General features: G+C 65.0%; 20 protein-coding genes and 1 pseudogene. 13 read left to right on the top strand and 8 right to left on the bottom strand.

What is annotated here, in order from left to right:
* The first annotated feature begins 34 nt into the window (after positions 1–34).
* Together QA645_RS24830 and QA645_RS24825 are read left to right on the top strand one after the other, a co-directional pair.
* Complete coding sequence (locus QA645_RS24830; RefSeq protein ID WP_254193337.1) at positions 35–403, top strand: GFA family protein; 369 nt, start codon at positions 35–37, stop codon at positions 401–403.
* Between the two features lie 97 nt (positions 404–500).
* Positions 501–1,316 (top strand): DUF4886 domain-containing protein, encoded by an 816-nt coding sequence (locus tag QA645_RS24825; RefSeq protein WP_283044274.1) that lies wholly within the window; start codon positions 501–503, stop codon positions 1,314–1,316.
* Between the two features lie 114 nt (positions 1,317–1,430).
* On the opposite strand, the gene QA645_RS24820 is transcribed toward QA645_RS24825, so the two are convergent.
* Positions 1,431–2,201 carry an exodeoxyribonuclease III gene (locus QA645_RS24820; RefSeq protein ID WP_283044273.1) on the bottom strand — a complete coding sequence of 257 codons (771 nt, stop codon included), beginning with the start codon at positions 2,199–2,201 and terminating at the stop codon, positions 1,431–1,433.
* A 41-nt stretch (positions 2,202–2,242) separates the two neighbouring features.
* Here QA645_RS24820 and QA645_RS24815 point away from each other — a divergent pair, with 41 nt between their 5' ends.
* Positions 2,243–2,461, top strand: coding sequence for a cysteine rich repeat-containing protein (locus QA645_RS24815; RefSeq protein ID WP_254130970.1), 219 nt, complete (start codon positions 2,243–2,245; stop codon positions 2,459–2,461).
* 8 nt (positions 2,462–2,469) lie between these two features.
* On the opposite strand, the gene alr is transcribed toward QA645_RS24815, so the two are convergent.
* The 3 genes and pseudogenes from alr to QA645_RS24800 all read right to left on the bottom strand — a co-directional run.
* On the bottom strand, positions 2,470–3,753 hold the full coding sequence (gene alr / locus QA645_RS24810; RefSeq protein ID WP_254135388.1) for an alanine racemase: 1,284 nt from the start codon (positions 3,751–3,753) through the stop codon (positions 2,470–2,472).
* 46 nt (positions 3,754–3,799) lie between these two features.
* Positions 3,800–5,311 (bottom strand): replicative DNA helicase, encoded by a 1,512-nt coding sequence (locus QA645_RS24805; protein WP_254130971.1) that lies wholly within the window; start codon positions 5,309–5,311, stop codon positions 3,800–3,802.
* Between the two features lie 762 nt (positions 5,312–6,073).
* A pseudogene (locus QA645_RS24800) lies at positions 6,074–6,340 on the bottom strand (class I SAM-dependent methyltransferase); the annotation flags it as partial.
* A gap of 416 nt (positions 6,341–6,756) precedes the next feature.
* Here QA645_RS24800 and QA645_RS24795 point away from each other — a divergent pair.
* From QA645_RS24795 to QA645_RS24785, 3 genes are all read left to right on the top strand, one after another.
* Positions 6,757–7,791, top strand: coding sequence for a hypothetical protein (locus QA645_RS24795; RefSeq protein WP_254130972.1), 1,035 nt, complete (start codon positions 6,757–6,759; stop codon positions 7,789–7,791).
* Between the two features lie 104 nt (positions 7,792–7,895).
* Positions 7,896–8,507, top strand: coding sequence for a TetR/AcrR family transcriptional regulator (locus QA645_RS24790; protein ID WP_254130973.1), 612 nt, complete (start codon positions 7,896–7,898; stop codon positions 8,505–8,507).
* The gene (locus QA645_RS24785) at positions 8,504–8,971 is read left to right on the top strand and encodes a PaaI family thioesterase (RefSeq protein WP_283044272.1); all 468 of its coding nucleotides are present in this window, start codon (positions 8,504–8,506) and stop codon (positions 8,969–8,971) included. Before QA645_RS24790 ends, QA645_RS24785 begins: the two co-directional genes overlap by 4 nt.
* 50 nt (positions 8,972–9,021) lie before the next feature.
* Here QA645_RS24785 and rplI read toward each other — a convergent pair whose 3' ends face one another.
* The 4 genes from rplI to rpsF all read right to left on the bottom strand — a co-directional run bounded on the left by rplI (position 9,022) and on the right by rpsF (position 11,520).
* Complete coding sequence (rplI, locus tag QA645_RS24780; protein WP_254130975.1) at positions 9,022–9,627, bottom strand: 50S ribosomal protein L9; 606 nt, start codon at positions 9,625–9,627, stop codon at positions 9,022–9,024.
* Between the two features lie 47 nt (positions 9,628–9,674).
* Positions 9,675–10,643 (bottom strand): DUF2232 domain-containing protein, encoded by a 969-nt coding sequence (locus QA645_RS24775; RefSeq protein ID WP_254130976.1) that lies wholly within the window; start codon positions 10,641–10,643, stop codon positions 9,675–9,677.
* 128 nt (positions 10,644–10,771) lie between these two features.
* Positions 10,772–11,011: a 30S ribosomal protein S18 gene (gene rpsR / locus QA645_RS24770; RefSeq protein WP_007592020.1), complete on the bottom strand. Its 240-nt coding sequence runs from the start codon at positions 11,009–11,011 to the stop codon at positions 10,772–10,774.
* A gap of 5 nt (positions 11,012–11,016) precedes the next feature.
* Positions 11,017–11,520, bottom strand: a complete 504-nt coding sequence (gene rpsF / locus QA645_RS24765; protein ID WP_254130977.1) for a 30S ribosomal protein S6 — start codon at positions 11,518–11,520, stop codon at positions 11,017–11,019.
* 345 nt (positions 11,521–11,865) lie between these two features.
* On the opposite strand from rpsF, the gene QA645_RS24760 reads away from it, so the two are divergent.
* From QA645_RS24760 to mltG, 7 genes are all read left to right on the top strand, one after another.
* Complete coding sequence (locus QA645_RS24760; protein ID WP_283044271.1) at positions 11,866–12,582, top strand: TetR/AcrR family transcriptional regulator C-terminal domain-containing protein; 717 nt, start codon at positions 11,866–11,868, stop codon at positions 12,580–12,582.
* A 3-nt stretch (positions 12,583–12,585) separates the two neighbouring features.
* Positions 12,586–13,611: a fatty acid desaturase family protein gene (locus QA645_RS24755; RefSeq protein WP_283044270.1), complete on the top strand. Its 1,026-nt coding sequence runs from the start codon at positions 12,586–12,588 to the stop codon at positions 13,609–13,611.
* A gap of 173 nt (positions 13,612–13,784) precedes the next feature.
* Positions 13,785–14,744 carry an ACP S-malonyltransferase gene (fabD, locus tag QA645_RS24750; RefSeq protein ID WP_283044269.1) on the top strand — a complete coding sequence of 320 codons (960 nt, stop codon included), beginning with the start codon at positions 13,785–13,787 and terminating at the stop codon, positions 14,742–14,744.
* Positions 14,745–14,811: 67 nt separating this feature from the next.
* Positions 14,812–15,549, top strand: coding sequence for a 3-oxoacyl-[acyl-carrier-protein] reductase (gene fabG / locus QA645_RS24745; RefSeq protein WP_254130981.1), 738 nt, complete (start codon positions 14,812–14,814; stop codon positions 15,547–15,549).
* 310 nt (positions 15,550–15,859) lie between these two features.
* Entirely contained in the window at positions 15,860–16,099 is a 240-nt protein-coding gene (locus QA645_RS24740) for an acyl carrier protein (protein ID WP_008130699.1), read from the top strand.
* Positions 16,100–16,206: 107 nt separating this feature from the next.
* Positions 16,207–17,472, top strand: coding sequence for a beta-ketoacyl-ACP synthase II (gene fabF / locus QA645_RS24735; protein ID WP_254130982.1), 1,266 nt, complete (start codon positions 16,207–16,209; stop codon positions 17,470–17,472).
* A gap of 125 nt (positions 17,473–17,597) precedes the next feature.
* Positions 17,598–18,872: an endolytic transglycosylase MltG gene (gene mltG / locus QA645_RS24730; RefSeq protein ID WP_254130983.1), complete on the top strand. Its 1,275-nt coding sequence runs from the start codon at positions 17,598–17,600 to the stop codon at positions 18,870–18,872.
* The last annotated feature ends 28 nt before the right edge of the window (positions 18,873–18,900 follow it).

Here is an 18,900-nt window from a genome sequence, read left to right as displayed (position 1 = left end):
TATGACCATCTCCTGACAAAACGGGGAGCGGATCATGCCGGTCGAGGCAAGCTGTCATTGCGGTGAGACGGTGTTCGAGGTGACAGAGGCGCCTTCGAGCGTGACGCGTTGCACCTGCTCGCTCTGCGCCAAGCGCGGCGCACTGTGGGCCTATTACACGCCGGCGCAGTTTCGCCTGCTGTCGCCCGCCGACAACGTCGCGACCTATCTCTGGGGCAGCCGCACCGTCAAACATCACTATTGCGCGAATTGCGGCTGTGGCACCTATTCGGAGTCGCCGGACTGGTCGAATGGCAAGCCCGATTTCGACAATCCCAAGGTCGCGGTGAATGCGCGCTTGTTCGACGATTTCGACCTGGAGGCCGTGCCGGTCAACATGATCGACGGCAAAAATCTATGGTGAGTAGGCGGCCTCCCGCATATCTGCCCGCACGCCCATCCTCTTGAGGCTCTTTTGAAAAGCTGATTTGGTTCCGGCCCAATAAAAAGGGGAGGAAGCCATGATGCGTCTTTTTGCGCGAGTGATGCTCGCAATGTGTCTGGCCGTTGCAGCCGGCTTCAATGCGCAAGCGCAAACCAAACCGAAGGTCACGACGCTCGGACCCGACTTTCCGAAGGCCGCATTGTTCGTCGGCAACAGCTTTTTCTACTACAACAACGGCATGCCCGGGCATCTCTCCTTCATGGAGCGGGCCGCGGATGAGGCCAACAAGGCGGCCTATCGCAACACCATGGCCACCATCGGCGGCTCCGGGCTCGACTGGCACGACATGGACAATCTGCTGCGTCCGGGCGGTCTCGGCGCCTATTCCTTCGACGACCAGAACGTCGTCGTCTTTAACAAGCCCGGCAAGCAGTTCGATGCCGTCGTGATGATGGATTGCAGCCAGTGCCCGATCCATCCGCAGCTGAAGGACGCCTTCACCACCTTCGCCAAGAAGGACAGCGAGATCGTTCGCGCTCACGACATGCGGCCGGTGCTGTTCATGTCCTGGGCCTATCTCGACAAGCCGGAAATGACCGAAGCGCTGGCCGAGGCCTATACGATCGCCGGCAATGCCAATGATGCGCTCGTGATTCCCGCAGGGCTCGCTTTTGCGCGCGTCCGCAAGCTGCAGCCGGAGCTCAATCTCTATGCGCCGGACAAGCGTCACCCGAGCCCCGCCGGCACCTATCTCGCGGCCTGTGTCACGCTGGCTGCGTTGATCGGCCGCTCGCCCATCGGCAATTCCTACACGATGGGGATCGATCCGGAGACGGTGCAACTGCTGCAGAAGGCGGCATGGGACACGGTGCAGGAGTATTACGGACGGTGATCTGGCACGGTCTCGTAGGGTGGGCAAAGGCGCACTTGCGCCGTGCCCACCATCTGCTTCCGTAGACGAATTTCGTGGGCACGCTTCGCTTTGCCCACCCTACGGGGCCATCGCTTACTTCAACACCACCCACGTCGGAGCATGATCGCTCGCACCATCCTCGCCGCGAACCGTCTTGTCGACGCCGGCCTTCGCCAGGCGCGAGACGAGGGCAGGGCTGAGCAGCAGATGGTCGAGCCGTAAGCCCGCATCGCGCGGCCAGCGGTTTCGCTTGTAGTCCCAGAAGGTGTAGATGCGTTTGTCTCCGTGCAGCTCGCGGATCGCATCGCACCAGCCTTGCTCGACCAGCGAGGCGAACGCCGCACGGCTTTTCGGCTGGATCAGCGCATCCTTGTCCCATGAGCGCGTCGGATAGATGTCGATCTCATCAGGCGCGACGTTGAAGTCGCCGGCGAGCACCACGGGCAGATCCTGCTTGAGGAAGGTTTTGGCGTGGCGCTTCAGCCGCGCGAACCAGTCGAGCTTGTAGTCGAATTTCGGCCCGGGCTGCGGATTGCCGTTCGGCAAGTAGATGCTGGTGACGATGACGCCGCGCACGGCAGCCTCGATGTAGCGCGCTTCGTGGTCGTCGGGCCGCCCCGGCAGCCGGTCGCGCGTGAGCACCGGTTCGGCGTTGCGGGCGAGGATGGCGACGCCGTTCCAGGTCTTCTGTCCGCGCCAGACTGCGCCGTAGCCGGCCTTTTCGATCGCGGCCGCCGGAAATTCGCCATCACTTGCCTTCAACTCTTGGAGTGCAACGACATCCGGCTTCACCGCGCGCATCCATGCGAGCAGGTTGGGCAGGCGGCGGTTGATGTTGTTGATGTTGAATGTCGCAATCTTCATGTAGAGCTGATCGCCTCGTACGTCCCGACACCGGAGATACAATGACCAAGTTGAGCTTTGCCGCTATTGCATTCGTCGTCGCGTTTTCCGGAGCCGCTTCGGCACAATCGGCCGATCCGCGCGGCGCCTGCAAGGCGGATTACGACAAATTCTGCGCCGGCATCGCGCCCGGTGGTGGCAAGATCGTCGCCTGCCTCAACGCCAAGCGCGACCAGCTCAGCGCGACCTGCAAGGCGGCGCTGGATAGCCGGAAGAAGTAAGAGGCGTCCTAGCTCGGCAGCGGCGGCGGAGCCGCTGGCTGCTCGAGTGGCGGCGGGGCGGGCGGCTGTTCCGTCGCCAGCGCAGGCTCCGGCTCCGGTTTTGCGAGCGGCTCCACGACATCGCCGCCCTTGTAGACTCGGGCGTAGCGGTGGCCGAGGCTGGTCAGCACCTCGTAACCGATCGTGCCGAAATGGTGGGCGAGCTCGTCGACGGTGATGCCCTCGCCGAGCAGCGTCACCATGTGGCCGCGCCGCGCCGCGTTCGGCGGCAGATCGGTGATGTCGATCGCGATCAGGTCCATCGAGACGCGGCCCGCCACCGGGCAGCGCTTGCCGGCAACGATCACCTCGGCGCCGCGGGTGCCGTCATTGGAGCTTGCAGCGCGGAAATAGCCGTCGGCGTAACCGACCGCGATGATCGCGAGCTTGGTCGGCCGACGCGCGGACCAGGTGCCACCGTAACCGACGGTCTCGCCGCGCTCGATGTTGCGGATCTGCACGATGCGCGCCTTGAGATCGACCACGGGCTGCATCGGATTGTCGGCCTCCGGGGTCGGATTGACGCCGTAGAGCGCTGCGCCCGGCCGGACCAGGTCGAACTGGAAGGGCGCGCCGAGAAAGATGCCCGAGGAGTTGGAGAGCGCCGCCGGCACGCCGGAGAATTCGCTGGCGATGCCGCGGAAGGCAGCGAGCTGCTTGGCGTTGACGGGGCTGTTGAGCTGCTCGGCCGAGACCAGATGGCTCATCACCAGCGTGATGCCGTGATCGCCGGCATTGATCCGGGGAATGATGGCCTGCGCTTCCGCGAGCGTCAGCCCGAGCCGGTTCATGCCGGTGTCGATGTGCACAGCGGCGCCCCCGGACCAGCCGGTGCGGCGGCAGAACACGTCCCATTCGGCGAGCTCGTTGAGGTCGCCGATCACGGGACGGCAGTTGATCTTGGCGTAGTGCTCGCCGGTGTTCTGGAAATAGCCGCCGAGCACGTAGATGGCCGCGTCCGGCACCGCCGCGCGGGCGGTGCGTGCCTCCTCGATGGTGGCGACGAAGAAGGTCTTGCAGCCGGCCTTGTTCAGCGCCTGCGCGACCTGCGCGGTGCCGCAGCCGTAAGCGTCGGCCTTGATCACCGCCGAGCACTCGGCCGGCACGGCGGTCTTCTCGAGCTTGCGCCAGTTGGCGATGATGGCGTCGAGATCGACGGTGAGCACGCCGCCGAAGGCAGCGAGCGCGGCAGCCTGATTGGCCTCCGCGGAGAGAAGGCCGGATTGCTGGATCATGTTCGGGTCGGACGCCATTGTCATGACGCCGTTTTACGCAAGAGGCTGGTCCGGTTCAAGGAACTCAGTAATCGTTGCTGCTGCGAGCCGGCAGTTGACTGTCCGGCGCGAGGTCGCCGAACCGCGTGACGGAAGCTTCGAACGCCAGATCGACGGTTCCTGTCGGGCCGTGGCGCTGCTTGCCGATGATGACTTCGGCCTTTCCGTGCGCCAGACTCATGTCAAGCTGCCACTTCTCGTGTTCAGGCGTGCCCGGGCGCGGCTCCTTCATGGCGAGGTAATATTCCTCGCGATAGACGAACAGCACGACGTCGGCGTCCTGCTCGATTGATCCGGATTCACGCAAGTCGGAGAGCTGCGGTCGCTTGTCGTCGCGGGATTCCACCTGACGCGAGAGCTGCGACAGCGCGATGACGGGGACGTTGAGCTCCTTCGCCAGTGCCTTCAGGCTCGTCGTGATCTCCGTGATTTCCTGCACGCGGCTGTCGCTGGCGCGCTTGCCCGAGCCGGAGAGCAGCTGGATGTAGTCGATCACGAGCAGGTCGAGGCCCTTCTGTCGCTTCAGCCGGCGTGCGCGCGCCATCAGCTGCGCGATCGACAAGCCGCCCGTCGCGTCGACATAGAAGGGCAGCGACTGCAGCTCGATCGAGACCTCCCGGATCTTGTCAAAATCGGCTTCCGAGATGCCGCCGCGGCGGATGTGGGAAGAGGGAATGCCGGTGCGCTCGGCCACGATACGCGTGGCGAGCTGGTCGGACGACATTTCGCAGGAGAAGAAGCCGATCACGCCGCCATTGGCAGCCTTCATGGTGCCGTCGGCCTGAAGCTCGCCGACATAGGCCTTGGCGACGTTGTAGGCGATGTTGGTCGCCAGCGACGTCTTGCCCATGCCCGGGCGTCCGGCCACGATGATGAGGTCGGAGTGCTGCAGGCCGCCCATCTTGGTGTCGAGGTCGCGCATGCCGGTCGAGATGCCGGACAGCTTTCCGTCGCGCTGGAATGCCTTTGCCGCGAGGTCGACCGCGATCGCCAACGCCTGCGAGAATTTCTGGAAGCCGCCGTCGTAACGGCCGGACTCGGCGAGCTCGTAGAGGCGGCGCTCGGCGTCCTCGATCTGCGCGCGCGGTGCGAAATCGACCGGCGCGTCATAGGCGACATTGACCATGTCTTCGCCGATGCCGATGAGGTCGCGACGCAGTGCAAGATCGTAGATCGTGCGCCCATAGTCCTGGGCGTTGATGATGGTGGTCGCCTCGGCCGCGAGCCGCGCCAGATATTGGCCGATGGTCATGCCGCCGACGTCGGTGTCGGCGGGCAGGAACGTCTTCAGCGTCACGGGCGTGGCGATCTTGCCCATCCGGATCAGGCTGCCGGCGGTCTCGAAGATGGTCTGGTGCAGCGGCTCGAAATAGTGCTTCGGCTCCAGGAAGTCGGAGACCCGATAGAAGGCGTCGTTGTTGACCAGAATCGCGCCCAGAAGGCTCTGTTCCGCCTCGATATTATGTGGCGCGCTCCGATAAGCGGGAGTTCCGGGCTCGGGCGCGAGTTTGAGGACGTTCGAATCAGTCAGGGCCATGGTCGAGCGATAGCAATTTTCTTGGGCGGATGCGGGGCCGGGATAAAGCGCCGACGCAGCCCGAAGCGGAAGCAAAAGCTCGTCGCTATCAACCGATCATTAAAAATGGTGGATGATTAGCAGTCGCAGCAAGCGCCGCGCTTGACGGATTTTCGCGGAACTCGCCCGGCGCTGGACGTGGCCGCGGCCGCATCACGGAAAAATCCGGATGCCGTGAACCTTATGGATTGAGGCGCAGACGTATCGAAGAGCGCGCGAAATGACGCACGCTGGCCGCTTTCGGCGCGGGTTTCAGACCAGCAGGAGGTAGACCAGCGCAACCAGGGCCGCGCCGACGCCGGTGGCGATCAGGGCGTAATCGGTGCGGAGGTCGTCCTGCACGTCGAATGAGGTTTGGGTCTCTTTGCTCATGGCGACGATCTAGGCCAGGACCAAACAGACTTATGTGAAGCAGATCACATCTCTCCGGATTCTTTCGGGGTACCTCGGGAACAGGACTGGCGGGTAGGGGATTGTCTCCCATAACCTGCCAATAGGGAGACGAGGCAAGCCATGCGGCCAGAACGGCAGCTACAGGTTTGGCGAAGCGAGGCTGGTAGTCGGCTTTGGCTGTCCGGGCTGATCGCGGCCATGGAGCACGCCGCGCGGCCCGAGCAGCGGCGACTGCCTGTCGCGCCCGAAACCCTCGCGGAATTGCGCGCCCAGCTAGCGTTACCGACTTCTTGCCGGATTCCTCCGATTTCGACCCTGTGTCATTAGAATTCATTCACCAGCAAGCTTCAGCTTGGACCTGGCGCCTCCTTCGCGGGCGCGCAGCTGGGCTTCCTCATGCGCGATATCGTCGCGCGTGATCGGGACCACGCCCTGACGCTTGGTGAGCTGAAGCTGGAAGTACATCATGCCCTGCTTCCGGAACGTCATCTCGCAGGCGGCGAGGTAAAACTCCCACATCAGCGCGAAGCGCTCGTCATAGAGCTGCACGGCCTCCTCGCGCCGGGCCGTGAAACCTTCCCGCCAGGCCTTCAGCGTGCCACCAGGGCTTTGCCCAGTGCGGCAACAGGTCGGCTTGATTGAGCAGGATCGCGAGAGCATCAGCTATGTTGCCGCGCTCGACGACAAACTCGCCGCTCATAGAGGCCTCGCCAAGAACCTGCGTAACAAGCGGTCCATGGGGCACCAACCTTTCGAGCGAACCCGAAAAGATGCGACGACCCGGCCGTCACACCGATGCTTGGACGACACGTTGGTTCCAATGCGTTCGCATGGACGTCCAGGCAGCCTATTCCCGCCCGGCTATTGCGTTGTGTTCAAACCCGATATTCGAAAATCGCGTGTTCACATGCTTGTTGAGTGCGCTTCCATTCGCAGCGCAATCGGCTAAAAGGTGACCCGCCGCCGCGCCGAATGCCGGCCGTATCTGTCGGATTTCAATGGAGATGATGGGAATGTCGAGCCGAGCGCTCAGCCTCGCCACGGTGCTGTTTCTGATCGGCTTCGGCGCCTCCGATGCCGTTCTGGCGCAGGCGACGAACCTCGAGGCCGGCAAGGCCCCATCCCAGCTTTTCGCGCAGACCTGCAACGCCTGCCATAAGAGCCCGCGAGGGCTGTTGAAGACGGTCGCGCCGGGCTCGCTGCCGGGCTTCCTGCGGCAGCACTACACCACCAGCCCCGACATGGCGGGCGTGCTCGCCTCCTACCTCATCTCCAATGGTGCCACCGATACTCGCTATCAGGCCAAGGACGGGAAGGACGGCAAGGAGAAGAAGGACGGCGCCAAGGAGAAGGACGCCAATACGGCTCCGGGGCAATCGCCTGAGCACCAGGGCCGACGCCAGCGCTCGCAGGAGGCCGCGAGGCCCGAGGGCGAGGGTGCCGCTGGGCCGGCGCCTGAAGGCCGCCAGAAGCGCGCGGCGCGGCCGAGCGAAGAGGGCGCCAAGGAAGGTGTCAAGGAAGGCGCAAAGCCCGAGGCCGCCACCGAACAGCCGCCCGAAGGCCGCAAGGGCAAGCGGATGAGCAAGCGCGGCAAGCCGGAAACGGAAGACGCAGCCGCGCCGAAGGTTGAGCCCAAGGTCGATTCCAAGACTGAGCCCAAAGCCGAACCCAAGGCCGAACCCAAGAGCGAGAGCGCCAAGGTCGATTCTGGTCGGGACGAGTCCAAGCCCGACAGCGGCAAGCCGGCCGAGAAGCCTGCAGAGGCCAAGCCGGAAAGCGCCAAGGTCGAGCCGAGCAGCAGCGAGACGCCGGCTCTGCGCCCCGATCCGGTGCCGCAGGTCACACCGGCCCCGCCGGCGGCTGCCAAGCCGGCTGAACCGGCCGCGCCCAAGCCGGCGGAAGCGGCCGTCTCCAAACCGGCCGAGCCCGCGCCCAGCGCCGAACCGGCCGCCAAGCCGTCAGAGCCGGCACCGTCTGCGCCCGCCGCGGCCGCGTCGCCCGCGCCCGCCGAGTCCTCCGGTCCGCCGGCGCCGCCGATCTCGCGCTAAGCCGACAATCCCGCCGAGCTACGAAGGCCGCGCCCAGCGCGGCCTTCGCGTCGTCTTGACCATCATTAGAGTTACGCTCTAGAGTAATACTCTAGGAGGCGGCGATGTCATCCGGCGTTCGCGACGATCTATTGGCTGCGGGGCTCGCGGTGTTCGACCGGTCGGGCTTCGAGGGCGCAACGGTGGCCGCGATCCGCGCCAAGGCCCGTGCCTCCAATGGCAGCTTCTTTCATGTGTTCGGCTCCAAGAAGGAGCTTGCCGGTGCGCTGTTCCTGGACGTGCTGCGGCACTATCACGCCGCGATGCTCGCCGCGCTCGATCAGGCGCTCGAAGCGGAGCAGGGCATCGATCGCCTGATCCGCGCCCATCTCGACTGGGTCGTGCTGAGCCGCCGCGAGGCGCGCTATCTTTTCGAGATCTCGCGCAGCGAATGGGGCGAGGACATCCGCGACGCCCAGCGCGCGCAGAATGCACGGCTCGCCGAAGGCATCGAGCGCTGGCGCGCGCCGCTGGTCGCAAGCGGCGAGCTTCTGCCGATGACATCCGTGATGTTCGTCAGTCAGCTGATCGGCCCCGCGCAGATCTTCTGCCGGGCCTTTCTCTCCGGGCGCGATCGCGCCGATCCGCGCGGCGAGGCCGACACGCTGATCGCCTGCGCCATCCGCGCGCTGGTGCCGCCCGGGCGCGTCAACACCAAGCAAGGAGTGGCGACATGAGCAACGAAGCCGATCCCGAGTTCGTGGCCGTAGCCGAGCGCATCCACGCCAATGTCGGCCGGCAGGGCTTCATGAACCTCGTCGGTGCCGAGCTGTCGGACTTGTCGCGGGGCAATTGCACGATTGCGGTCGAGCGTCGGCCGGAGCTGTTGCAGCAGCACGGCTTCTTCCACGGCGGTGTCACGGCCTTCCTGGTCGACAATGCCACGACCATTGCGGCGGCGACCTCGCGCGGACAGTCGGCGCTGACGGCGGAATACAAGCTCAATCTGTTGTCGCCCGCGGTCGGCGACAAGTTGATCTGCCGTGCAAGGGTGATCAAGCCGGGCCGTCAGGTCTCCGTGGTCGCGGCCGACGTGTTCTGCGTCAGCGACGGTGTCGAGAAGCACACGGCAACGGCACTCGCCTCGATCGCGATGCTGAACGAGGACGTCGCGTCCAAAACGAAAAGCCCGGCTGCCTGAGGCAGCCGGGCTTCGTAGCCCTGCTTCGTAGCCTTGCGCGAGCGCGAGGCTTACTTCTCGGTCTCTTCCGCAGCCGGGGCCGGCTCGGCGTCGTCGTGCTGGGCTTCCGGATCGAAGAACTCGCCGGCGGCGGCAATCGCCTCGGCGGCCGCGTCGCGGTCCTCGTTGCGGGTGGAGATGTCCTCGCCGCGGTTGATGCGCTCGGCCTCATCCTGGCTGCGCGCGACGGTGACGGTGACCTCGACCTCGACCTCGGGATGAACCGCGACGGTGATCGAGTGCTTGCCGATGGTCTTGATCGGTGCGTCGAGCTGCACCTGGGGACGCTCGAGGGCAACGCCGTCGGCCTCGAACGCCGTAACGACGTCACGCACCGTGACCGAGCCGAACAGCTGGCCGGCTTCGGACGCCTGACGGATCACGATGATGTTCTTGCCCTGGATCTTCTCGGCGACCTTGGACGCCTCGCCCTTCGAGGCAAGGTTGCGGGCTTCGAGGTCGGCCTTCATGCCGTCGTACTTGGCGCGGTTGTCGGCGGTGGCGCGCAGCGCCTTGCCGCGCTTGAGCAGGAAATTGCGGGCATAGCCGTCGCGAACCTTCACGACTTCGCCCATCTGGCCAAGCTTGCTCACGCGTTCCAGCAAAATGACTTCCATATTCGTTCTCCTTTGAGGTGCTCTGGTTTTCAGTTTTCGGGTTGGACTTAAGTTGTCGGCAATGGCGGCGGTTGCCGGTTGCGCAGGAAGCGCTCGCGGAAGCCGAACACGGCGTCCGCGAGCCCAAGGGCGGTCAGCAGGATGAGGCTCACGCTGAACATGAAAACGATGGCGTAGGCGGTGGCGAGCCAAATTCCGCGATTGGCGAGGTCGCGCGTGATGGTGTGCAGAACGGCAAAGCCGACCAGCGCATAGGCCATCATCAGGACGGTCGTGACGACGACGGCGAGAATGCCGGTCATTCCGCCGGAGAAGCTGAACGCGAGCGCGACACAGAGGGCCACCAGCGTCATTGGCGGCAAGCTCGTGCTGCTGAGGTCCGGCCACGGCCGATGCAGCCGACCTGAAACAGCCGCGACCTTGGCGGCAAGCCAGAGGTTCAAAGTCAGCGTCGCCATCTGCGACGCCGCGACCAGAACCGGAATGACCGCGACCATCAGGCCGACGCGCGGATCGCTCTCCGTAACGGTCGTCTCGCTCACCATTGAAAGAATCTTGGCGAAGCCGCGGCGCATCGCATCGCTGATGGCCGAGGCATCGCTTCCCAGCGAATACAGCGATCCCGCGGTCAGCAGCGTCGCCAGCGCCGCAATCCAGAGCAGGATGCGCCCAAGCGGGTACCATTCGACCTGGGGCGAAGCCGCATCCTGGCCCGCGATGCCGCCGGCGATCGGCCTGCCCAGCATGGCGAGATGGCCAAGCCACCAGGCCGGCAGCGCGAATGCGAGACCGTAACCGAGGGCGAGGGGCGGGCTGAGCGCGCCGGCAATGACGAGCGTCGCGATGAGGCCGCCGAGGGCGCCGCACAGCGGCCCCCAGGCGATTGCGGCGAGCATGAGCGGCAGCGGAGCGAGATAAACCAGGACGAGCGAGATCAGCGCGCCCGACACGATCGAGGCGAACATCAGGGCCGACGCAGCGCCGGCGATCAGGGCTATCAGTCCAAATACCATCATCAGCTGTCCCGCTCCCTTCGAGCGGTTAGAGGCGCTTTGCCCCAACCATCGGCGACCGGACGACCCGGAAGCCTTATGAGTTCAAAAAGTCGCGACCGGCGGCGTGATCGCCGCCGGTCGAATTCGTCTTAGCGAATGACGTAGGGCAGCAGGCCCAGGAACCGCGCGCGCTTGATGGCGCGGGCGAGCTCACGCTGCTTCTTCGCGGACACGGCGGTGATGCGGCTCGGCACGATCTTGCCGCGCTCGGAGACGTAACGCATCAGCAGCTTGGAGTCCTTGTAGTCGATCTTCGGAGCATTGGCGCCCGTGAACGGGCAGCTCTTGCGGCGACGGAAAAACGGACGGCGTGCACCAGCTTCAGCCATTGGTCTTACTCCCCATCCGTCGTGGTTTCAGCTTCGTCGCGCGGACGGCGCGGGCCGCGATCACCGCGGAAGCCACCACCGTCACGATCGCCGCCACGGAAACCGCCTTCACGGTCGCCACGGAAACCGCCGCCGCCTTCACGGTCGCGGAAGCCGCCGCCACGGTCGTCACGCTCGCGATCGCGGTCAGCCTTGCGCATCATCGCGGACGGGCCTTCCTCGAGCTCTTCGACGCGGACGCTGAGATAGCGGATCACGTCTTCGCTGATGCGCTCCTGGCGCTCGATCTCGGCGATCGCCGCGGAGGGCGCGTCGATGTTGAGCAGCACGAAGTGCGCCTTGCGGTTCTTGTTCATGCGGTAGGTGAGGGAGCGAACGCCCCAATTCTCGGTCTTGGTGACCTTGCCGCCGAGACCCTCGACGATACCGGTCATCTGCGCAGTCAGCTCTTCGACCTGCTGCGTGCTCGCGTCTTGGCGCGCGAGAAAAACATGCTCATAGAGAGCCATAGTCGTCCTTTCCTCGTGTTAGCGCATTGCCCGGCGTCAAGCCCTTAAGAGACCTTCGGAAAGGACTCTGGGATTAAGCTCAGAAGGCGGAAACACGGGACGACGGGCCGACTGGCCCTGCCACACCAAAATCACGAATGATTTGCTGAGACCGTCCGTTCAGCTCCCGGCCGGGGTCTGCGGATGCGCGCCTTATACGGATTTTGGCCGGCTTGGCAAGGTTGGCGACCGCATTTTCGGCCCGGAGCGTCCCGGTGCGGAGTGTTAGGGACCGGTCTTCTTATACCACATCAGCCTTGATTTCTTTGTTTGTATGTCATACAAATAAATCAGGGAGAGGATCCGATGGTGGAAAAGTCGGCCCAGGAGCCGTTCGGAGAGCCATTTGAGGCGGCTGGCGACCCCAAGCATGCGGCGCGGGCGACGCGCTCGGCCGGGCGCAAGATGCGGTCGCTGCTGCTGGACGCCGCAAGCCCGTTGTTCCGGGAGCGGGGGCTGTCGGGCACCGCAATCACCGATATCGCGGCAGCGGCGGACGCGTTCCCGAGCCAGATCACCTATTACTTCCGCACCAAGGAGGCGCTGTTCGTCGAATGCGCCTGCCGCGATCTCCTGTATCTGGCGCGCGCGACCGAACAGGCGGCCCTGAAGGCACGCACGCCCGGGGAGTACACCTACGCGCTGGCCGAGACCGTGACGGCGAGCGATTCGATCGCCTTCTTCGCGGAAGCGTTGACCCTGACGCGGCGGCGCCAGGACCTGGCGCCTTTGGTCGAGCGCACCATCGAACGCCTGCACAGCGAAGGCGCACGCGCTTACGCGGGGCAGGTGGCGCGTCATGGCTGGCGCTCGCTGCGCGCGCCCGACGAAAGCTCGCGGCGGTTCTGGGCGGTCGCGATCGGCGTCATTCTCGAAGGCTACGCCATGGGCCGCTCGCCCGAGGCACTCTGCGAAGAGATGCTGCGCGTGCTCGGCGAGCAGGCCAAATCCAGCGCTGACACCGCGCGCCTGCGTCTCGTCGACGAGCGCGGCGCATCAAGCAATTCGAACGAGGAGGGGTAGGTCATGACGGCGCTTCGCATGCGTGCCCGCGATTTCCTGACCGACGATCAACTGGCCGACGTGCGCCGGCGCGTGACCTGGAAGGGCGTCGCGATGATCGCGCATGCCTGGGCGCTGATCATTGGCGCAATCGCCCTGGTCGCCTGGTGGCCCAATCCGATCACCTACGTTCTCGCCGTCGCCATCATCGGTTCGCGTCAGCTCGGGCTCGCAATCCTGATGCATGACGGCGCGCATGGCTGCCTGTCCGCGGACGAGAAGACCAATCTCGCGCTGAGCCAGTGGTTTTGCGCCTATCCGCTCTTTGCCGAGACACGCAGTTATCGGCGCTATCACCTGCAGCATCATGCACGCACCCAGCAGGAGGATGATCCCGATCTGGTGCTGTCGGCGCCGTTTCCGATCACCAGGCTGAGCTATCGCCGCAAGTTCATTCGCGACATCACCGGGCAGACCGGCTACCAGCAGCGCAAGGCGCAATTGCTCAACGCGCTCGGTCCGAAGGACTGGCCGTGGCGGCAGCGCGCCGGGCATTTCTGGGAGAAGCTCGGCCCGCAATGCCTCGTCAATGCCGCGATGTTCGCAAGCCTCGCTGCGGCCGGCGTGTGGTGGGCCTATCCGCTGCTCTGGCTGGTGCCGCTACTGACCTGGATGATGGTCATCACGCGCATCCGCAACATCGCCGAGCACGCCGTCGTGCCCGACAGCAGCGATCCCTTGCGCAACACTCGCACCACGCATGCCAATGTCCTCGAGCGCCTGTTCATCGCGCCGTATTACGTGAACTACCACCTCGAGCATCACCTGCTGTTCTACGTGCCCTGCTACAATCTGCCGAAGGTGCATCGCCTGCTCAGCGAGAGCCGGCATGCCGAGCGGATGGAGGTGCAGCCGGGCTACGCAGCCGTGCTGCGGCTCGCCACGGCGAAGCCGAACCGGGATGACCGGCCGGGCCAACTGGTTAGCAATGCGCGCCGTGCGCAAGCCGGCGCCGAGGTCGGTGCGGACCAGAAGGCCGGCGGATTTTGACAGGCCGAATCCCCAGTCCAATGCAGGCCGAAGCTCCTATCTTGGCTTGACATTCCAGCCCCGGACAGTGTCTACGGCCCCTTTCGGAGCATGGTCGGGAACCAAGGCTCGGGCCGGACGTCATCGGCTGCGGGTTCTCGAACCACACGGCTCGAGCGATCCAGGGAGCGCCGATGACGGCAGCATTCACATTTCCGGGGCAGGGTTCCCAGGCAGTTGGTATGGGCAAGGCTTTGGCCGATGCCTTTCCGGCGGCGCGTGCCGTGTTCGACGAGGTCGATGCCGCGCTTGGAGAGAAGCTGACGGCCACGATCTGGGATGGCCCGGCCGAAACCCTTCAGCTCACAGAGAACGCCCAGCCGGCCCTGATGGCTGTGTCTGTGGCCACTCTGCGGGTGCTGGAGGCTGAAGCCGGGTTTTCCGTGGGGCGGGATGCGGCGTTCGTTGCCGGTCACTCGCTCGGCGAATATTCGGCGCTGGCGGCGGCCGGCAGCCTGACGATCTCGGACACAGCACGGCTGCTTCGCACCCGCGGTCTCGCAATGCAAAAAGCTGTGCCGGTCGGCGCCGGCGCGATGGCCGCGCTGCTCGGTCTCGACTACGACGCGGCCATGGAGGTCGCCAGGGAGGCGGCCCAGGGGCAGGTCTGTCAGGCGGCCAATGACAATGGTGGCGGCCAGGTGGTCGTCTCCGGCGACAAGGCCGCGGTCGACCGCGCCGTCGAGATCGCCAAGACCAAGGGCGCCAAGCGCGCCATGTTGCTGCCGGTGTCCGCACCGTTCCATTGCAAGCTCATGCAGCCCGCCGCCGACGCGATGGCTGAGGCGTTGTCCAAGGTCACGATCAAGGCGCCGGCTGCGCCGCTGGTGTCGAACGTGCTGGCAAGCGCCATCACCGATCCCGACGAGATCCGCCGCCGCCTGGTCGAGCAGGTTACCGGCACGGTGCGCTGGCGCGAGTCGGTTGCCTATATGGCAGGGCAGGGCGTCACCCGTTTCTTCGAGATCGGCGCGGGCAAGGTGCTGACGGGACTCGTCAAGCGCATCGCCGATGGCGCCGTCGGCGTTGCCGTGGGTGGTCCGAACGACATTGCCGCCGCCAAGGATGCATTGGCCGCTGCGAAGCAGGCTTGAGTTTACGCACGATCTTTCCGGAAAACCGCTGCACACTTTTCCGGATCGTGCTTTGGAGGATTTTTCGATGTTCGATCTGACTGGCAAGAAGGCGCTCGTCACCGGCGCGACCGGCGGCATCGGCGGCGCGATCGCGCAGGCGCTGCATGCGCAGGGCGCCACCGTTGCGATCTCGGGAACGCGCAAGGACGTGCTGGATGAGCTGGCCGGCAAGCTCGGCGAGCGCACCCATGTGCTGCCCTGCAATCTCTCCAAGGCCGACGAGGTCGAGGCGCTGGTGCCGGCTGCGGAAGCTGCGATGGGCCAGGTCGACATTCTCGTCGCCAACGCCGGCATCACGCGTGACAATCTGTTCGTTCAGCTTCGCGACGAGGATTGGGAGGAGGTCATCAACATCAATTTGACTTCGACCTTCCGCCTGGCGCGTGCCGCCACCAAATTGATGATGCGCAAGCGCTTCGGCCGCATCATCGCCATTACCTCGGTGGTCGGCGTCACCGGCAATCCCGGGCAGGGCAACTACACCGCGTCGAAGGCCGGCCTGATCGGCATGATCAAGACGCTGGGCGCCGAATACGCCAAGCGCGGCGTGACCGCGAATTGCATCGCACCCGGCTTCATCAAGACGCCGATGACGGATGCGCTCAACGACAAGCAGCGCGAGACGATTCTGACCAAGGTTCCGGCCAACCGCCTGGGGACGCCCGAGGACATTGCGGCGGCCGCGGTCTACCTGAGTTCGAACGAAGCGGCCTACGTCACCGGCCAGACCATCCACGTCAACGGCGGCATGGCCATGATCTGAGACGTCGTTCCGCACTGCCCACATGGGTGGGGCAGGATGCGGCAAACGGCCGTTTTCGGAGCGAATTGAGGCGTGTAGTCAAGGCAGTTGAAGTATGATAACCGGACCTTCAACGGATGGGCAAAGAACGCCATTGCAGGTTTTTGAAACCCTGTATATTGGCGATGCGGAGCCTTGGCCGTCATTCGCCGGGCCTCTACCGGTTAAGGTGGGGCCAAATCAAAGTTCGTAAGCGAAGGCAGTCAACGACCACGACGGCTCGTATCGTCCCGGGGGGTCGGGTCTACAGGGAACAACACGAGGTTATGCAATGAGTGACATTGGCGAGCGGGTTAAGAAGATCGTGGTCGAACACCTTGGTGTTGAACCCGAGAAGGTTGTCGACGCAGCGAGCTTCATCGATGACCTCGGCGCCGACAGTCTGGACACCGTCGAACTGGTGATGGCGTTCGAAGAAGAATTCGGGTGCGAGATTCCGGATGACGCCGCGGAGACGATTCTCACCGTCGGCGACGCCACGAAGTTTCTCGAGAAGAACGCGAAGAGCTAAGGCTCTTCATTTCGCGGGGACAACATTGAAACCGGACGGGCCGCTTTGCAGCGGTCAGCCGGTTTCTTGTTATTGGCCGTGAATCTTTCGATGCGGAGTTTTCGGATATGAGGCGGGTTGTCGTCACTGGTCTCGGCATGGTGTCGCCACTCGGTTGCGGCGTCGAGCCGACCTGGAAACGCATCCTCAACGGCGAAAGCGGTGCGCGCAGGATCGAGAGCTTCGATGTCTCCGATCTGCAGACCAAATACGCCTGCACGGTCGTGCGCGGCGACGGCAGCAACGACACCTTCAATCCCGACAAGTGGATGGAGCCGAAGGATCAGCGCAAGGTCGACGACTTCATCATCTTCGGCATGGCCGCGGCCGGCCAGGCGCTCGACGATGCGAACTGGCATCCCGAGACCGAAGAGGACAAGTGCGCGACCGGCACCATGATCGGCTCGGGCATCGGCGGCCTCAACGGCATCGCCGACACCGCGATCCTGCTGAAGGAGCGCGGGCCGCGCCGGGTGTCGCCGTTCTTCATTCCGGGCCGCCTGATCAATCTCGCATCCGGCTACGTTTCGATCGCGCATGGCCTGAAGGGACCGAACCATTCGGTGGTCACGGCCTGCTCGACCGGTGCCCATGCCGTTGGCGACGCCGCCCGCCTGATCGCGCTCGGCGATGCCGACGTGATGGTCGCCGGTGGCGCGGAGTCGCCGATCAGCCGCATCGGTATTGCCGGCTTCAACGCCGCACGCGCGCTGTCGACCGGCTTCAACGACACGCCCGAGAAGGCCTCGCGCCCCTACGACAAGGATCGCGACGGTTTCGTCATGGGCGAGGGCGCCGGCGTCCTCGTCCTGGAGGAGCTCGAGCACGCCCAGCGCCGCGGCGCCAGGATCTACGCCGAGGTGATCGGCTACGGTCTGTCGGGTGATGCCTATCACATTACGTCGCCGTCGCCCGATGGCGATGGCGGCTTCCGCAGCATGTCGGCAGCGCTCAAGCGCGCCGGCCTCACGGCATCCGATCTCGACTACATCAACGCCCACGGCACCTCGACGCCGCTCGGCGACGAGATCGAGCTCGGCGCGGTGGAGCGCCTGCTCGGCAATGCCGCCTCCAAGGTTGCGATGTCCTCGACCAAATCGTCGACCGGCCATCTGCTCGGCGCGGCCGGCGCGATCGAGGCGATCTTCGCGATCCTTGCGATTCGCGATAACATCGTCCCGCCGACCATCAACCTGGACCATCCGTCGGTGGAGACCGCAATCGATCTCGTGCCGCACAAGGCGAAGCAGCGCGAGGTGAATGTCGCGTTGTCGAATTCTTTTGGTTTCGGCGGTACCAATGCCTCGGTCATCGTCCGGCGCCTGACCCATTAGTTTGTGTTTGCGACGAATCCACCGTTTTGCCGTATTCGGCGATAGTCATGTCTGTGGGCGTGTGCATTTGGCTCGGCAAGCGATTGTCAGGCTGCGATTGAACCGGCAGGATTCAGGTTGCTTCGATGAGTGAAAGGCCGCCCATTTCGCCCCGGAGTCCGCGGGCAGCGCTCGAGCCCGAGCAGGTCCCGCCGCCGCCGAGGCGTTCGGAGCGGGCCCGCAATCCCTTTGTCGTGGTCGGCAACGCCATCATCACCCTGTTGCTGATCGCCATGCTCGGCGCGGGCGGCGCCTATTATTACGGCCGGCAGGTGCTCGAGGCGCCGGGGCCGCTGAAGGAAGACAAGATCGTCAACATCCCGCAGCGTGCGGGCAAGCGCGACATCGCCGAGACCCTAAACAAGGAAAGCGTGACCGACGTCAATCCGTGGGTGTTCATCGCGGCGGTGGCTGCGCTGAAGGCGAGCTCGGACCTGAAGCCGGGTGAATATTCGTTCCAGAAGAACGCATCCCTGCGCGACGTCATCGCCACCATCGTCGAGGGCAAGGTGGTGCAGCATTCCGTCACGATTCCGGAAGGCCTGACCTCCGAGCAGATCGTGGCACGGCTGTCCGACAACGACATCTTCACCGGCAGCGTGCGCGAATTGCCGCGTGAAGGCACGCTGCTGCCCGAGACCTACAAGTTCCCGCGCGGGACCCCGCGCGACCAGGTGATCCAGCGCATGCAGCAGGCGCACAAGCGCGTGCTCGCGGAGATCTGGGAGCGCCGCAGCCAGGACCTTCCGGTCAAGACGCCGGAGCAGCTCGAGACACTCGCCTCGATCGTCGAGAAGGAGACCGGCAAGCCGGACGAGCGCAGCCGGGTCGCGGCCGTGTTCGTCAATCGGCTGAAGCAGAAGATCAAGCTGCAGTCCGATCCGACCATCATCTACGGCCTCGTCGGTGGCAAGGGCACCCTGGGGCGCCCGATCAAGCGCAGCGAGATCACGCAGCCTTCGCCCTACAACACCTATGTGATCGAGGGCCTGCCGCCGGGCCCGATCGCCAACCCCGGCCGCGCCTCGCTGGAGGCGGCCGCCAACCCGGCCCGCACCCGCGATCTCTTCTTCGTCGCGGACGGCAGCGGCGGGCACGCCTTTACCGAGACCTACGACGCGCACCAGAAGAACGTCGCCAAGCTGCGCGCGATGGAGAAGCAGATCCAGAACGACACGGTCGAGCCTGCCGAGGACGCACCTGCGCCGGCCGCCGCGGCGCCTGCGGCTGCCGATACGGCGCCGACCGCGACCACGCCCAAGCCGACCCAGCAGAAGAAGCCGCCGGCGCGGCCCGCCACCACTCCCGCGCCTGCGCGGCAGGGCGCCGTGCAGCCGTCGCCGCCGGTCATCCAGCGCTAGGGCTGGTCCAGCCTCGGTCGTTGCGCAG

Source organism: Bradyrhizobium sp. CIAT3101 (assembly GCF_029714945.1).
Classification (GTDB): Bacteria; Pseudomonadota; Alphaproteobacteria; order Rhizobiales; family Xanthobacteraceae; genus Bradyrhizobium.
Note: the sequence above shows the minus strand (reverse complement) of the source record. Positions and strands in the feature narration are given on the sequence as shown.

Excerpts from the sequence above, each read along its gene's own strand:
- mltG (WP_254130983.1), top strand. The coding sequence starts at position 17,598 with ATGAGTGAAAGGCCGCCCATTTCGCCCCGGAGTCCGCGGGCAGCGCTC.
- QA645_RS24775 (WP_254130976.1), bottom strand. The coding sequence starts at position 10,643 with ATGATGGTATTTGGACTGATAGCCCTGATCGCCGGCGCTGCGTCGGCC.
- rpsR (WP_007592020.1), bottom strand. The coding sequence starts at position 11,011 with ATGGCTGAAGCTGGTGCACGCCGTCCGTTTTTCCGTCGCCGCAAGAGC.
- QA645_RS24740 (WP_008130699.1), top strand. The coding sequence starts at position 15,860 with ATGAGTGACATTGGCGAGCGGGTTAAGAAGATCGTGGTCGAACACCTT.
- QA645_RS24805 (WP_254130971.1), bottom strand. The coding sequence starts at position 5,311 with ATGGCCCTGACTGATTCGAACGTCCTCAAACTCGCGCCCGAGCCCGGA.
- rpsF (WP_254130977.1), bottom strand. The coding sequence starts at position 11,520 with ATGGCTCTCTATGAGCATGTTTTTCTCGCGCGCCAAGACGCGAGCACG.
- QA645_RS24755 (WP_283044270.1), top strand. The coding sequence starts at position 12,586 with ATGACGGCGCTTCGCATGCGTGCCCGCGATTTCCTGACCGACGATCAA.
- alr (WP_254135388.1), bottom strand. The coding sequence starts at position 3,753 with ATGGCGTCCGACCCGAACATGATCCAGCAATCCGGCCTTCTCTCCGCG.
- fabD (WP_283044269.1), top strand. The coding sequence starts at position 13,785 with ATGACGGCAGCATTCACATTTCCGGGGCAGGGTTCCCAGGCAGTTGGT.
- QA645_RS24790 (WP_254130973.1), top strand. The coding sequence starts at position 7,896 with ATGTCATCCGGCGTTCGCGACGATCTATTGGCTGCGGGGCTCGCGGTG.
- fabF (WP_254130982.1), top strand. The coding sequence starts at position 16,207 with ATGAGGCGGGTTGTCGTCACTGGTCTCGGCATGGTGTCGCCACTCGGT.
- QA645_RS24785 (WP_283044272.1), top strand. The coding sequence starts at position 8,504 with ATGAGCAACGAAGCCGATCCCGAGTTCGTGGCCGTAGCCGAGCGCATC.
- fabG (WP_254130981.1), top strand. The coding sequence starts at position 14,812 with ATGTTCGATCTGACTGGCAAGAAGGCGCTCGTCACCGGCGCGACCGGC.
- rplI (WP_254130975.1), bottom strand. The coding sequence starts at position 9,627 with ATGGAAGTCATTTTGCTGGAACGCGTGAGCAAGCTTGGCCAGATGGGC.
- QA645_RS24760 (WP_283044271.1), top strand. The coding sequence starts at position 11,866 with ATGGTGGAAAAGTCGGCCCAGGAGCCGTTCGGAGAGCCATTTGAGGCG.
- QA645_RS24795 (WP_254130972.1), top strand. The coding sequence starts at position 6,757 with ATGTCGAGCCGAGCGCTCAGCCTCGCCACGGTGCTGTTTCTGATCGGC.
- QA645_RS24820 (WP_283044273.1), bottom strand. The coding sequence starts at position 2,201 with ATGAAGATTGCGACATTCAACATCAACAACATCAACCGCCGCCTGCCC.
- QA645_RS24825 (WP_283044274.1), top strand. The coding sequence starts at position 501 with ATGATGCGTCTTTTTGCGCGAGTGATGCTCGCAATGTGTCTGGCCGTT.
- QA645_RS24830 (WP_254193337.1), top strand. The coding sequence starts at position 35 with ATGCCGGTCGAGGCAAGCTGTCATTGCGGTGAGACGGTGTTCGAGGTG.
- QA645_RS24815 (WP_254130970.1), top strand. The coding sequence starts at position 2,243 with ATGACCAAGTTGAGCTTTGCCGCTATTGCATTCGTCGTCGCGTTTTCC.